A 14,665-nucleotide genomic window follows, 5' to 3' on the forward strand; every position below is an offset into this window, starting at 1 on the left:
CGTATTTCTGTGTTTGCAGAATGATGAGCCAAGGTCGTCTCCCGGGTACGGGGGTAGACGTTCAAAAAGGTGTGGGAAGCAGAGATTAGCTCTGCTGCATGATGCCCTCTCCAACGCCAGGCTCGCTCGAGCCATGTTTCACCAAAAGACTTTTGTCCGCAAGGACACCGCACGCCAAGCGCGATCGATCTGCGTTTGCGTTCGGATTGTGGCCATTCGGGGTGCAGGATGCTCCCCGGGTCGCGCGGTGAGGCACCCGACGTGCTCCCCCGACCGGTGGCAAAGGAATGCAACGGCCAATCGCTAACGTTGAAGGCGCGCGTCAAATGACCTCGATTATCTCTTCTCTGAGCATCACCCAGATCAAGTCGCTGTCTACGGCGACCATCGCTTCCTTCACGAGCGACGACGTTGCTGCGCTGAGCTCCGCTCAGGTCGCCGCGCTCTCGTCCAGGCAGATTTCAGCCTTCCAGACCGATGACATCGATCAGTTCGACTCCGCTCAGCTCAGTGCGATCTCGAGCGTCGCCATCCGCGGTCTAACCGTGGATCAGCTTTCCGTCATCGACAGTGCCAAGATGACGGCGCTGAGCAGCCGGCAGCTGGGTGCGCTGAACTCTACCCAGATGACGGCCCTGACGTCGGAGCAGTTCGCGGCGCTGACCCCCACGCAGCTCGCTTCGCTGAGCAGCGTCGCCCTTTCCGGCATCCAGACCGACGACGTAGCGACACTGACCTCGGCAGAACTCGCCGTCATCAGCACACGCGCTCTCGGCGGCCTCTCTACCGCCAACTTTGCGACCCTCAGCTCCACCCAGCTTTCCGGCCTGACCACCGGCCAGATCGCCGCGCTGTCGACCGCTGCCATCGCAACGCTGACTTCGGATCAGATCGACGGCCTGGACGCAACGCAGATCTCGGCGCTCAGCTCGCGCCAGGTCACCGCACTCACGACCGATGCGCTCGCTTCGTTCTCGACCGACCAGATTGTTGCCCTGAACAGCCGGGCAGTGGCGGTACTGAAATCGACACAGGTTGCTGCACTTTCGACCGACCAGATCGATGTCCTGACCACCGGCCAGCTCGCGTCATTGACCTCCGTGGCTGTTGCCGGTCTCGGTACCGACGACGTCGCTGTGCTCTCCTCGGACGGCGTGGCCGCTCTCAGCTCCCGAACCCTGGCCGCCCTTTCTACGGCGAACTTCGCGGCTCTGGGCTCCGGCCAGCTGACCGGCCTGACCTCGGCGAAAATCGCTGGTCTGACGGCAGCACAGATCGGTGTATTGAGCTCGGATCAGGTTGATGGTCTCACTCCCACCCAGATTGCCGGCCTGACCAGCGCCCAGATGAAGTCGTTGACCACGGATACGCTGGCGTCGTTCACGACCGATCAGGTCGGCGCGCTCAGCAGCCGTACAATCGGTGTGCTCGACTCTGCCAAGGTGGCTGCCCTGAGCAGCGACCAGGTGGCGGCTCTCTCGACACAACAGCTCGCTTCGCTCAGCTCGGCCGCCGTAAAGGGTCTGGAGACGGAAGATCTGGCGACATTCACGTCGACGGAACTTGCCGCCCTAAATTCGCGTACGCTTGCAGCCCTCTCCACCGAAAACATCGCGAGCCTCACCTCCGCCCAGCTGACGGCTCTTTCGAGCGGCCAGATCGCCTCGCTGACGACGGCGCAGGTGGCTGCGCTCGACAGCGATCAGATTGACGGCCTCAGCGCCTCCCAGGTCGGAGCCCTGAGCTCTGCACAGGTCATCGCGCTCGGTACGGATAATGTGGTCTCCCTCTCCACCGACCAGGTCGCTGCACTCAGCAGCCGCGCGGTCGGTGCGCTGACGGCAGCCCAGCTCACGGCGATGACGAGTGATCAGATCCAAGCCCTCGGCTCGGCGCAGATTGCCGCCCTTTCGTCGGCCGACCTGCAGGCGCTCTCCTCTGAAGACATCAACACCTTCAGCACGGATGAATTCGCGATCATCAGCTCGGCAGCCATCCGCGGCATATCTACCGACGTGATCGGTGAACTGTCGACAGACCTGATCGGTGTCATGAACACCCGCGCCGTGGCCGCACTCTCGTCCGCCCAGGTCGCCGCCATGACCTCGGATCAGATCGCCGCCCTGTCGACCGGGCAGCTCGCATCGCTGACCTCGGTCGCCGTCGCAGCTCTTGAAGCCGAGGACGTGGCCACCTTTACCTCCACCGAAATCGCTGCCCTGCAGTCGCGTTCGTTGGCTGCCCTGTCGAGCGCCAACTTCGCCACCCTCGGATCGGATCAGATCGTCGGTCTGACGAGCGCACAGATCGCTGCCCTGTCGACCGTGCTCGTTGGTTCGCTGACCAGCGACCAGATCGACGGTCTGACAACGGCGCAGGTTGCCACATTCTCCTCCTCGCAGCTCGCCTCCATCAGCACGGCCGGCATCGCGTCGATGACCACCGACCAGATCGGTGCCCTCAGCACCCGCGCCCTCGCTTCGCTCAAGTCGGAACAGCTGAACGTGCTGACCTCCGACCAGTTCGCGGCACTTGGAACCGGACAGTTGGCGGTCCTGTCGTCTGCGGCCATCCGCGGCCTCAACTCCGATGCCATCGGCACCCTGACTTCGGCTGAACTCGCGGTTCTGAACTCCCGTGCGATTTCCGCGCTGTCGACCGACAATCTGGCCCTGATCAGCTCTGACCAGATTGCTGGCCTGACCACCGGACAGATGGCGTCGCTGACCAGCACGCAGGTCGGCAGCCTCTCGACCGGTCAGATCGACGGTCTGACTGCCGGACAGATCGCGACACTGAGCAGTGTACAAATCCGCGCCCTCGATACGGATGCGATTGCTTCCCTCTCCACGGATCAGGTCGGCGCTATCAGCTCACGCGCCATCGCCAGCCTGTCGTCCAGCCAGCTTGGGGCGCTCGACTCCGACCAGTTCGCCGCGCTTGGGACCGGTCAGCTTGCGGCCCTGACGTCTTCGGCCATCGTCGGTCTCGATAGCTCTGCCATCGATACGCTGACATCTGTCGAACTCGCGGCGCTCAACTCCCGAGCTCTGGCGGCGCTGACCACCGACAACTTCGCACTGCTCGACTCGGCTCAGTTGGCTGGCCTCACGACAGGTCAGGTGACGGCTCTTACCACCGCTCAGATCGAGACCCTCGTCAGCGATCAGCTGGATGGTCTGACGAGCGCCCTCATCGGGATGCTCTCCAGCTCGCAGGTCAGGGCGCTGACCACCGATGCCCTCGCCTCGCTTGACACGGACCAGGTGGCTTCGATCAGCAGCCGCGCCATCGGCGCCCTTGGCTCTGGCGCAATCGCTGCCCTGTCCACCGATCAGATCGGTGTGCTGACGACCAACCAGCTTGCGGCCCTGACATCCGCAGCTGTTGCCGGGCTTGCGACCGATGACGTGGCAGTCTTCGAATTGACCGATCTGGCGGCGCTTAACTCTCGCGCTCTGGCAGCACTGTCGACGGACAACATCGCCGCCCTCAACTCGCTCCAGCTGAGCGGTCTGACGACCGGCCAGATCGTCGCCCTGACCACCGGCCAGCTTGGTGTCCTCGACTCGGATCAGATCGATGGTCTCTCGGCGAACCAGGCCGCGGCACTGACATCCGCCCAGATCGTCGCTCTGTCGACCGACAACATCGCATCGTTGTCGACCGATCAGGTTGCTGCGCTGAATTCCAGAGCCATCGGTGCCCTGACATCGGCACAGCTCGCCGCGATGAGCACCGACCAGATCGAAGCACTGACCTCGGCCCAGATCACCGCGCTGAGCTCGGCCGACCTCGCTGCCCTGTCGTCTGACGATATCGCCACCTTCTCGGCAGCCGAGATCGGGGTGATCAGCTCGGCCGCAATCTCCGGCCTGTCGACTGATGCGATCGGAGGTCTTGATACGGCCCAGGTCGCTGCGATCAACAGCCGCTCGGTCGGCGCCCTCAGCTCGGCCCAGATCGGAGCACTCGATACGGACCAGTTTGCGGCCCTCTCGACGGCACAGTTGGCCCAGATCAGCTCCGCTGCAGTCGCCGGTCTCGGAACCGATGACGTCGCAACCCTCGACTCTGCCGAGCTTGCCGTCCTGCAGAGCCGCACCATTGCAGCTCTCAGCACCGACAACTTCGTCGCTCTCACCTCGACCCAGCTGTCGGGTCTGACAAGCGGCCAGCTGGCGTCCTTGACCACCAACCAGGTTTCGCTGCTCAACAGCGATACGATCGCCGGTCTCTCCTCGACCCAGATCGCTTCCCTGAACTCCAGGCAGGTGGCGGCTCTGTCGAGCACTGCGCTCGCTGCGCTGACGTCTGACCAGCTTCCGGGTCTGTCGACCTCGGGTGTTGCCAGCCTGAACTCAGCCCAGATCGCAGCAATGACGTCTGACCAGTTCGACTACCTGTCGACGGCCCAGATCGGGGCGATCAGCTCCGTCGGTGTCGCCGGCCTGACGACCGACGATATCGCGACCTTCGCACCGACGGATCTCGCGGCAATGAACACCCGGGCGCTGGCTGCCCTGTCTACGGACAACTTCGCAGCTCTAGACGCAATGCAGATCTCCGGGATGACCACCGCCCAGGTGGCCGCCCTGACGACCGCGCAGATCAATGTCTTGACCACGGATGATATTCTCGGTCTTGGCCCCTCGCTGATGAGTGCCTTGACGACGGCGCAGGTCAGTGTGATGTCTACCGACATTCTGGCTGCGTTCTTTCCGTATCAGATTGCCGCGCTTGATACCCGGGTCTTCGCCAGCCTGAGCTCGAGTCAGGTGACAGCCCTCAGCACAAACCAGATCGACGCATTGTCGAGTGGTCAGCTCGGGGCGCTCAGCACGGCAGGCATCTCCGGGCTCGAAGCCGAAGACATGGCGACCTTCTCGTCGGATGAACTCGGTGCGCTGAGCACGCGGACCATTGCGGCCCTGTCGACCGACAACTTTGCCGAACTGACCTCGGCCCAGCTGACCGGCCTGAGCGCCGCTCAGGTGGCGGCGATCACCACCAGCCAGGTGGCCGCCCTGGCGTCTGACCAGATCGACGGTCTCTCCACAGGCCAGATCGCAGCACTGACCTCGAGCCAGATCCGCTCGCTGTCGACCGATAACCTGGCCTCGTTCTCCACCGACCAGGTGATGGCATTGAGCAGCCGCGCCATTGCGGCTCTCTCTACCGATCAGCTGGTGGCGATGACGACGGATCAGATCGAAGCTCTGACGTCGACGCAGGTTGCGGCTCTGAACTCGGCGGGTATCAGTGCCCTGGCGAGCGAAGACCTGGCCGAATTCTCGACCGACGACATTGCTGCGATCAGCACCTCGGCGCTGGCCGGTCTGTCCACACAGGACATCGACGATCTGAGCAGCGATCAGTTGCAATCGTTCACCACGGCGCAGATCAACGCGCTGAACAACGAGCAGGTTGTTGCGATCATCGCAGCCTACCAGTCGCTCTGATCGGGGGAGGCGCTCGGCGCCTCTTCTCACAGATAACTTTAGAAAGCCCCACCCATTGCGGTGGGGCTTTTCGTTTGGGCTGCTCTCTCAGATTTGGTCGAGGTGGTCCTCGGGGGCGCGACCATATCGCCGTGCCTGTGAAGACAGGTGTATTCGCGCGGCACGGAAAAGCCCGCCAACTCGGAAAGCTGGCGGGCGTCACTCTGGATGCTATCTATGGGAAAGTAGTATCCCAGTCGGCGGTATCTCCAGCGGCCCTCATGCCATCAGACGCGAACCTTTGCGGCATCGCGGGCCAAAGCCTCGGCTGTTGCGCTTCGTCGATACCACATGGTGATGAACGACGAGGTGATGACGATGAACAGGCTGTAGAGGATCGGGATGAACAGAACCTCCTGCTGCTGAATACCAGTGAAGGAGAGTGTCACGATCAGTGCTGCGAGCGGTCCGTTCTGGATCCCGGTTTCAAGGCTGATGGTGCGGGCACGGTTGCTGTCCTGGCGGAGCGCCCTGGCCAGCCAGTAGCCGAGCAACATGCCCGTCAGGCCGATCCCGACTGCCGCGATATAGACGGGGAAGGGGGTGTCGAGCAGCATCTGGTAATTGCGCGGCACCCAGGAGCCGATCAGGAAGAGGATGACGACAACGCCGAGCAGCGAGCCGATCATCTCGATCGTGGCGCCGACATTGGCGTTCATCTTGCGCAGGAACATGCCAAGCACGGTTGGCACAAGCAGCACCACGAGTACCTGAGCGACATTGCCGGCCGGGATCACATAGTCGCCGCCGAGGCCGGCGAGGCCGCTATAGAAGCTGAGCAGGAAGGGGACAGTGACCACGGCAACCAGCGTCGAGACCGTCGTCATCATGATCGAGAGCGCCAGAACGCCCTTGGAGAAATAGGCAAAGATGTTGCTTGTGGTGCCGCCCGGCATGCAGGCGATAAGGATCAGGCCCGCCGCCATGCCGGCCGGCAGGCCGAGGGCGAGTGCCAGGGCATAACCCAGGAAGGGCATGATCAGGTATTGGCTGAGCAGCCCGACCAGAATGCCCTTGGGCTTGCGAAAGGCGATGAAGAAGTCGCGCCAGGTCATGGAGGCGCCCATGCCGAGCATGATCACCATCATCATGATGCCGAGAAGGGTGGTTTCAAGTTCCGTCAACATGCTGTCTGCCCCTCACTTCTTGAATTCGCTCTGCACTTCGGCCTTCAGATCCTTGCGCAGGATCTTGCCGATCGGCGTCTTTGGCAGCGTGTCCCGGAAGACGATGGATTTCGGCACCTTGTAATCGCTGAGCAGGGTCTTGCAGTGGCTGCGGATCGCCTCCTCTGTGAGCTCGCCGTCGTGATCCGGGTTCTTGACGACATAGGCCCGGACGGCTTCGCCGGTCTTGGCGTCGGGAATGGCGACGACGGCGGCCTCGAGGACCGCATCCATCTTGGCGAGCGCGTCCTCCACCTCGTTGGGGTAGACGTTGAAGCCGGAGACGAGAACCAGATCCTTCTTGCGATCAACGATCTTCAGGAAGCCCTCGTCGTCCATGACGGCGATGTCGCCAGTCGCGAACCAGCCATTCTGCAGGGCCGTCGCCGTCTCATCGGGACGTTGCCAGTAGCCGAGCATGACCTGACGGCCGCGAACAAGAAGCTCACCCGGCTCGCCTGATGAAACGAGCTTGCCGTCGCCATCCACCAGAATGACGTCACATCCTGGTACAGGAATGCCGATGCTGCCGGATTTGGCACGATCATCGAGGGGATTGAAGCTGACCAGCGGCGAGGTTTCGCTGAGCCCGTAGCCTTCGGCGATGGGGGTCCCCGTCATCACCCGCCAGCGGGTTGCGACTGCCTCATGCAGCGCCGTGCCACCGGCGATGGCTGCGCGCAACTTTCTGGGCGGGTAGGCTGCGAACCATTCTTCGTTCATCAGGCCGTTGAACAGCGTGTTGACGCCGGTGATCCAAGTGATCGGATAGTTTTCGATCGCCCGCTGCAGGTTCTGTACCGGGCGGGGCGAGGGGATCAGAATGTTGCGTGCGCCAAGTTCGAAGAAGGTCATCAGGTTCGCGGTGAAGGCGAAGATGTGATAGAGCGGAAGCGCCGTCAGCACCTGATCTTCGCGGGCCATCACACCGCCCGATACCGCGCGCACCTGGTCGAGATTGGTCAGAATATTGCCATGGGTGAGCATGGCGCCCTTGGCGACGCCGGTGGTGCCTCCCGTATATTGCAGCAGGGCGAGGTCGTCGGGGCCCGACGCGGCCCACATGGCTTTCACGTCTGCGCCGTGAAACCGGCCCTTGGCGAGCGCTTCCTTGATCCGCAAAACGGGAACGCCGATGTTCGGGATAGGCGGGAGAACCTTGTTCCAGACCTTCTGGACACCTCGAATGATGATCTCGGGTAGCTTGGGGAAGAATTCCGGCACGCCGGCGAGAACCACGGTCTTGATACCCGTCTTCGGCACGACTTCTGACAGCTTGTCGGCGAACATGTCGACGATCACCAGCGCCTTGGCCCCGGAATCGTTGAACTGATGGATCATTTCGCTCGGCGTGTAGAGCGGGTTGGTGTTGACCAGAATGCAGCCAGCCTTGAACACACCGAAGGCGACCACGGGATAGGGCAGGCCGTTCGGCAGTTGCACTGCGACCCGGTCGCCGGCGCGCAAGCCGCAATCGTGGTGCAGGAAGGCAGCGAAGGCATCCGACATCTCGCCGACCTGGTCATAGGTCAGGCTGCCATTCATGCCGTTCGGTACCACGCAGGTGAAAGCCTTGCGCGGGCCGTTCTCGGCGCAGGACCGATCCACCAGTTCGGCGATGCTGCGGTAGCGCAAATCGCCCAGTTCCTGCGGGATGCCTGTGCCGTAAGCCGCCAGCCACGGTCGTGGTGGCGTGAAAATGTGTTCCATATCGTCTCCCCCCGGAGCGCTCTTCGGCGCTTCACTGTTCGGGGCCGGGTGCATATGCGATTCCGGCTCCCTTTAACGGGTCGAGGATGGATTTCTCCTTGGTCAAAGTCCAGCGTTTTCGGGGGCTTGGCAAAGTAATGGGGCCGGGGAGTGCCGCATGGAACAGGGATTTCCCATCACGTCCGCGTTATTCAGCTGCATGCCGCTGATGAAGCCATGCTTGAAACTGGCTATGCTGACACACTGCTTGCGGCTTGTGGAAAATGGCGCACCCGACAGGATTCGAACCTGTGACCTTTGGAATCGGAATCCAACACTCTATCCAGCTGAGCTACGGGTGCATCCGAAGGCGATGTGACTCGCCGTTCCAGAAGCGGTCATAGCGCAGTCGCTCGCGCGCATCAATCCGAAAAAACAGCCGGCGGCTCAGGGTAAATCAAGACGCGCCGGCTTGAAGGCGGGCGAAATGGGCGAATGCCGGTCAAATGCTCGCCCGAGCATTTGTGACCGAGACCAAACCTGGGGGGAATGAACGTTAGACGTTCAAAAACTGCTCGTCTCTCAGTTCCGGAGCCGATTGTGCCCTTGTGGCAACGGCTTAAACGGTTAGTATCGTTACAGGAAGGTCGTTGTCGGGGGCAGCGGTCGCCCGAGGGGCAATAATGATAATGGCGGGGAAATGCCTGAAATTACTATGGATGAATTGTTACCCAACACGTCTGGTCTAGACTTTTCAGTCATGGACGATGCTGTTGGGTATCGACTGCGGCGGGCGCAGCTTGCCGTCTTTCAGCATTTCAACGAAGCCTTTTCTTCGAAAGGTCTTCGGCCGACCGATTTTGCAACCCTGCTTCTTCTGACCGACAACCAAGGCGCCAAGCAGAGCGAAGTGGCTGAGGCGCTTGGCATCCAGCGGGCGAACTTCGTCGCGATTGTCGATGGTCTGGAGAACAAGGGCTATATCGAGCGCCGCAAGTCGGAAACCGACCGTCGGGTGCAGTCGCTCTACATGACGCCGGCCGGCGAGGCCTATCTCGAAGAGCTGATGCCGATCTGGATCGATCACGAGCGCTGGGTACTCGAGCAACTAGGCGGCGTCGCCGAGCGCGATACGGTGAACCGTCTCCTCAGGCGCCTCTACGACTGATAGTCAGCGTCCAAATCCCAAATCATATCGCTTGATCGCCTCGTCGATCAGGCGATTGGCGATTTTCATCCGGATTGTTGCCTGTTCGCGGAAATCTGCGGGCAGACGGTCCGGATGATTGTCGCGGGCGAATGCCCGCCTGCGCTCCTGAAGTCGCTCGCGATCGTCCGATGGCTCGAGGCCGAGATCTTCGACGACCTCCTCGGGAGAAAGCCGATCGAGCCAGACCGGTGGTGGCGGAGGGAGGGTCTCAAGGGGTTCGGCAGGCGGTTCAGGCTCTGCCGGCGGGATCTCATCAGACATCAGGGACAGATAGGCATCGAGCCTGGGATCTGCGCCCGATTCCGACAGAGAAGGGCCCGGGCCCTGCTCAGGCGTTTCGGGCAGAAAGCTCGTCGACAGGCCGTTGATCCGGAAGGTGGGTTCGTCTGCCGGCGGCTGCTCCTCGGCTTCCGCGTCGAGCCGGTCAACGACCGACTGGAAGAGCGACTTTCCAAACAGCATGCGTGCCAAGACCTCCGCTGCGGTCACCTCGCCGCGCTTTCTCGGTACAAGAGCAGCCCGACGTGGTGTGGGGCTTGCGTTGCACGTCAGCAGGAACCCGTCAGAGGAAGGATCAGCTTTGAGACTGGCTCTGGCTCTGCGTCGCCTCGACCATCAGCTTGACTGTGAGGTCCTCGCCGGCGAGCCCGATGCGCATGCCGGAGACTGGAGCTGCATCTGCATAAGACAGGCCTGTTGCGATCCGGACGTATCGGGTGTCGGGGCAGTGGTTGTTGGCGGCGTCGAAACCTACCCAGCCGAGGCCCTGTAGATAGACTTCCGCCCAGGCATGGGTTGCGGTCTGCTCCAGCCGGTCGTCCATCAGGAGATAGCCTGAGACATAGCGGGCCGGCAGGCTCAAGGCCCGTGCCGCGCCTATGAAGGCATGGGCATGGTCCTGGCAGACGCCGTGGCCGGCTTCCAGCGCCTGTTCGGCGGTGGTTTCCGTGCCGGTCGATCCGGTTTCATAGGCGATCTGTGCGTTGAGCTTGCCCATCAGGTCATGCATCTTCGCCAGTTCATCGCCGCCCGACAGGCTGCGCGCAAGCTCGCGGATGAGCTTGCCTGGCTTGGTGAGGGGCGTATCACGCAGATAGAGCCAGAGCGGCACATAGCCCTGATGCGGGCCGAAGACGCCGGCCCGGTCTTCGGTCTCGACTTCACCCGAAGCGACGATATGAACGCTGTGGCTATCGCCTTCGGTGGAGACGAGGTGCGTGTGGTTGCCGAACTGATCGTTGAAGCCCGCTTCGACCTTCGCGCCATCGACGACGATGTTCCACGACAGCACTTTCTGGCCCGGGCTATCCTGGGGGCTCAGTCGCAGGCGCTGCAGCGAATACTGAACGGGATCGTCGTAGCGATACTCGGTGGTATGGGTAATCCGGAGACGCATGCGCTCAATCCTGCTCAACTGTAGAACCTGTAGCCCTCGGTGATCTCGCTGCCCAGCTTGTTGTTGAGGGCAATGAAATTGTCGAGGAACTCGTGCAGCCCCTGATCCATGATCTGATCGATGCTGGTCGCCCGAAGAGTTGCAAAGACCGTATCGGCGGTTTCGTGTGCGGCGAGGCGCTCGCCGTAGTCCTTGCCGATGTAGCCGAGATTGGAAACGATCTTCTCGTAGCAATAGGCAAGCGAGCGCGGCATCTGACCGCTCAGGATCAGGAAGTCGGCGATGTTCGTCGCCTTGTATTCCCCGTCATAGACCCACCGATAGGAGCGATGGGCGGAGACCGAGCGCAGGATCGATTCCCACTGCATGTTGTCGAGCGAGGAGCCGACATGGGTGATCGCCGGCAGGAGCACGTAGTATTTCACATCGAGGATGCGGCTGGTGTTGTCGGCCCGCTCGATGAAGGTGCCGATGCGAGCGAAGTTGTAGAGCTCGTTTCTCAGCATCGAGCCATGGAAGGCGCCACGGATCAGACCGGCGCGGCGCTTCACGGTGTCGATGACCTCGGGCAGGTCTGCCGACTTCAGCTTGCGGGCGAGCATCTGCTTCAATTCGATCCAGCATTCGTTGGTGGCTTCCCAGGTCTCACGGGTGAGTGCGGTTCGCACCATGCGGGCATTGTTGCGGCCGGCGTCGATGCAGGACATGACGCTCGACGGGTTGGCTGGATCGCGCAGCATGAAGTCGATGGCATCAGAGGCCGTCACCTTGCCGTGGCGTTCGGCAAACAGCGGGCGGACGTCGGCGCTTTTCAGGACGGCGTCCCAGTCCTCGTCCGAGGCGCCGGATCGGGTGAGCGACATGCGAAGGCCCGCATCAACCAGACGGGCGATGTTTTCGGCTCTCTCGATGTAGCGGAACATCCAAAAGAGGCCGTTGGCAGTTCTTCCGAGCATGACCATGTCAGTCCTCCAGTACCCAGGTGTCCTTGGTGCCGCCGCCCTGGCTGGAATTGACCACCAGCGAACCCTGCTTGAGGGCCACGCGGGTCAGGCCGCCGGGAATGATCTGCACCTTGTCGGAGACGAGGACATAGGGACGAAGGTCGACGTGGCGGGGCGCGATCCCCTTGTTGACGAGAATCGGCACCGTCGAGAGCGACAGCGTCGGCTGGGCGATGTAGTTGGAGGGCCGCGCCTTGAGTTTTTCGGCGAAGTCAGCGCGCTCCTTCTTCGTGGCCGTCGGGCCGACCAGCATACCATAGCCGCCGGAGCCGTGGACTTCCTTGACCACGAGCTCTTCCAGGTGCTCGAGCACGTATTTCAGGCTGTCGGCTTCCGAGCAGCGCCAGGTCGGCACGTTCTCGAGCAGTGCCTTGCGGCCGGTGTAGAATTCGACGATCTCCGGCATGTACGAGTAGATCGCCTTGTCGTCGGAAATGCCGGTGCCCGGTGCATTGGCGATGGTGATGTTGCCGGCGCGGTAGACGTCCATGATGCCAGGGATGCCGAGCGCCGAATCGGGGCGGAAGGTGAGCGGATCGAGGAAGTCGTCGTCGACGCGACGGTAGAGCACGTCGATCGCCTCGTAGCCGCGGGTGGTGCGCATCTTCACCTTGCCATCGATGACACGCAGGTCCGAGCCTTCGACCAGCTCGACGCCCATCATGTCGGCGAGGAAGGAGTGTTCGTAATAGGCCGAGTTATAGATGCCGGGCGTCAGTACCGCGACGCGCGGCTTGCCCTTGCATCCGGGAGGGGCGAGCGAGGCCAGCGACTGGCGCAGCAGATAGGGATAGTCCTCGACGCGTTGCACCTTGTTGAGCTGGAAGAGCTCCGGGAACATCTGCATCATGGTTTCCCGGTTCTCCAGCATGTAGGAGACGCCGGAGGGGGTGCGGGCATTGTCTTCGAGAACGTAGAACTGGTCCTCGCCAGTGCGGACGATGTCGGTGCCAACGATGTGGGTGTAGACGCCGCCCGGCGGGCGAAAGCCGATCATCTCGGGCAGAAAGGCGACGTTTTTCTCGATCAGCTCGCGGGGAATGCGGCCGGCCTTGATGATTTCCTGCTTGTGATAGATGTCGTCGAGAAAGGCATTGAGAGCCAGCACGCGCTGTTCGATGCCCTGGGCGAGCTTGCGCCACTCACGGCCGGAAATGATCCGCGGAATGATGTCGAAGGGTATCAGCTTTTCGGCGCTGTCGGCATGCCCATAGACGGCGAAGGTGATGCCGGTCTTGCGGAAGATGTTCTCAGCATCTCGCGATTTCGCCAAAAGCCTTGCCGGATCCTGGCTGGAATACCAATCGAAGTAGTTCTGGTACGGTGCACGCGGATCGTTGTCCGCAGTGATCATTTCATCAAATGCCAATGGCGCCATCCCCTTTTTTGTTCATTTGAATACAACCAATTGGGCAATGCAAGCTGGATCACTGGCTTCGGTCGCAGAATTGCAGTCTGCCGAATGTGATTGAAATCAGAGCATTCGCGCAAACTCTGTGCAGAATGATAGGTGTTTTGCAGTTCCAGACGGCTCTACTCCCGCGTGATTTGGCATCTTCTGAAATTCGGCAAGCGTAACTTGGTCGCGATTGCTGAAAAAATGAGCAGATGAGCCTGCGAGATTTTTTGCGGCATGCTTGAATGGAGTTGACGGCAGCCTGCATGAAAACTCTTTTGACCGCCGCCCGGTGCCGCAGTATCGAAGCTTGCTGCCGGCTGCTGCGATCCGGTCCATGAAAGACAGTTCTCCATGACCCTTGCCCGGCTTGCGCCCGTCCTCTTCGTTCTCCTGTGGTCGACCGGCTGGATCTCGGCCAAATACGCGACGTTCTTCGCGGATCCGCTGACCTTCCTCGTGGTGCGCTACGGGACGGCCGTCGTCCTCTTCTATGTCGTCTGTCGGCTGGGCGGCGTTTCCTGGCCGAAGCAGAGATCGGGGTGGCTGCATGCCATTATATCCGGCATGTTTTTGCACGGGCTTTATCTCGGCATGGTCTGGTGGGCGATCGGGCAGGGAGTGCCGGCCGCCTTGTCCGGAATCATCGCAGGGCTGCAGCCGTTGATGACCGGGATCGCCGCGGCCTATCTGATCGGGGAAAATCTCAATAGCGGACAGCGGGTTGGTCTCGTCATTGGCTTCCTTGGTGTGGCAATCGCCGTGCTGCCGAAGGTGTTGATCATCGATGCCACGAGCATTCCGGCTTATGCGGTTGCGGTGAACGTGCTGGCTATGGCCTGCGTGACCGCCGGCACGCTCTACCAGAAACGTTTCGTCCGCGAGGGCGATCTGAGGGCTGTTGCGACGCTGCAATATGTCGGTGCGCTGATCGTCACCATTCCGGCGGCCATCGCTCTGGAAAACCTACGAGTCGACTGGAGCCTCGGTTTCTTCGCTACGCTCGCCTGGTCGGTGGTCGGCATCTCGATGGGGGCGGTAGCGCTGCTGCTCTACCTCATCCGCCGCGGGGACGTGTCGAAGGCGGCGTCGCTCATCTATCTCGTGCCGCCGCTCGCAGCGCTCGAAGCGGCGATCGCCTTTGGCGAAGAACTCACCGTGCCGATGATGGTTGGCACCTGCGTCGTCATGGTCGGGGTCTATCTGATCAACCGCAAGAGTGCGGTCGAGCCGATCATCGTCAAAGACTGACGCTATGAAAAATGGCGCGGTGAGTACCGCGCCATTTCAAATTCAATCAGAC

9 protein-coding genes and 1 tRNA gene are annotated in these 14,665 nt (G+C 61.6%); 3 read left to right on the forward strand and 7 right to left on the reverse strand.

The annotated features are described in order from the left end of the window. Positions 1–326 precede the first annotated feature (326 nt). On the forward strand, positions 327–5,462 hold the full coding sequence (locus tag SJY08_RS03715) for a beta strand repeat-containing protein (protein WP_377274734.1): 5,136 nt from the start codon (positions 327–329) through the stop codon (positions 5,460–5,462). Positions 5,463–5,728: 266 nt separating this feature from the next. Here the strand turns inward: SJY08_RS03715 and SJY08_RS03720 are convergent, their stop codons facing one another. From SJY08_RS03720 to SJY08_RS03730, 3 genes are all read right to left on the reverse strand, one after another. After that, complete coding sequence (locus SJY08_RS03720) at positions 5,729–6,628, reverse strand: bile acid:sodium symporter family protein (RefSeq protein ID WP_153762626.1); 900 nt, start codon at positions 6,626–6,628, stop codon at positions 5,729–5,731. Positions 6,629–6,640: 12 nt separating this feature from the next. Further along, on the reverse strand, positions 6,641–8,377 hold the full coding sequence (locus tag SJY08_RS03725) for an AMP-binding protein (RefSeq protein ID WP_377274735.1): 1,737 nt from the start codon (positions 8,375–8,377) through the stop codon (positions 6,641–6,643). Between the two features lie 264 nt (positions 8,378–8,641). Continuing rightward, positions 8,642–8,718, reverse strand: a tRNA-Arg gene (locus tag SJY08_RS03730). 398 nt (positions 8,719–9,116) lie between these two features. Between SJY08_RS03730 and SJY08_RS03735 the strand changes: the two genes are divergently transcribed. Then, on the forward strand, positions 9,117–9,524 hold the full coding sequence (locus SJY08_RS03735) for a MarR family winged helix-turn-helix transcriptional regulator (protein WP_054148408.1): 408 nt from the start codon (positions 9,117–9,119) through the stop codon (positions 9,522–9,524). Positions 9,525–9,527: 3 nt separating this feature from the next. Here SJY08_RS03735 and SJY08_RS03740 read toward each other — a convergent pair whose 3' ends face one another. The 4 genes from SJY08_RS03740 to SJY08_RS03755 all read right to left on the reverse strand — a co-directional run bounded on the left by SJY08_RS03740 (position 9,528) and on the right by SJY08_RS03755 (position 13,335). Continuing rightward, a complete protein-coding gene (locus SJY08_RS03740) occupies positions 9,528–10,055 on the reverse strand; it encodes a hypothetical protein (RefSeq protein WP_377274736.1) in 528 nt (175 codons plus the stop codon). Between the two features lie 85 nt (positions 10,056–10,140). Next, entirely contained in the window at positions 10,141–10,962 is an 822-nt protein-coding gene (locus SJY08_RS03745) for a transglutaminase family protein (protein ID WP_054148410.1), read from the reverse strand. Between the two features lie 14 nt (positions 10,963–10,976). Next, positions 10,977–11,918: an alpha-E domain-containing protein gene (locus SJY08_RS03750; protein WP_153763606.1), complete on the reverse strand. Its 942-nt coding sequence runs from the start codon at positions 11,916–11,918 to the stop codon at positions 10,977–10,979. Positions 11,919–11,925: 7 nt separating this feature from the next. Beyond that, positions 11,926–13,335 (reverse strand): circularly permuted type 2 ATP-grasp protein, encoded by a 1,410-nt coding sequence (locus tag SJY08_RS03755; RefSeq protein ID WP_054148536.1) that lies wholly within the window; start codon positions 13,333–13,335, stop codon positions 11,926–11,928. A gap of 381 nt (positions 13,336–13,716) precedes the next feature. On the opposite strand from SJY08_RS03755, the gene SJY08_RS03760 reads away from it, so the two are divergent. Further along, on the forward strand, positions 13,717–14,613 hold the full coding sequence (locus SJY08_RS03760; RefSeq protein WP_377274737.1) for a DMT family transporter: 897 nt from the start codon (positions 13,717–13,719) through the stop codon (positions 14,611–14,613). The last annotated feature ends 52 nt before the right edge of the window (positions 14,614–14,665 follow it).

Origin of the sequence: Rhizobium sp. R86522 (assembly GCF_042466255.1) — a bacterium.
GTDB lineage: Bacteria > Pseudomonadota > Alphaproteobacteria > Rhizobiales > Rhizobiaceae > Allorhizobium.

Bases quoted from the DNA above. Each gene is read 5' to 3' on its own strand.
- SJY08_RS03715 (WP_377274734.1), top strand. From the start codon at position 327: ATGACCTCGATTATCTCTTCTCTGAGCATCACCCAGATCAAGTCGCTG.
- SJY08_RS03720 (WP_153762626.1), bottom strand. From the start codon at position 6,628: ATGTTGACGGAACTTGAAACCACCCTTCTCGGCATCATGATGATGGTG.
- SJY08_RS03725 (WP_377274735.1), bottom strand. From the start codon at position 8,377: ATGGAACACATTTTCACGCCACCACGACCGTGGCTGGCGGCTTACGGC.
- SJY08_RS03735 (WP_054148408.1), top strand. From the start codon at position 9,117: ATGGACGATGCTGTTGGGTATCGACTGCGGCGGGCGCAGCTTGCCGTC.
- SJY08_RS03745 (WP_054148410.1), bottom strand. From the start codon at position 10,962: ATGCGTCTCCGGATTACCCATACCACCGAGTATCGCTACGACGATCCC.
- SJY08_RS03750 (WP_153763606.1), bottom strand. From the start codon at position 11,918: ATGCTCGGAAGAACTGCCAACGGCCTCTTTTGGATGTTCCGCTACATC.
- SJY08_RS03760 (WP_377274737.1), top strand. From the start codon at position 13,717: ATGACCCTTGCCCGGCTTGCGCCCGTCCTCTTCGTTCTCCTGTGGTCG.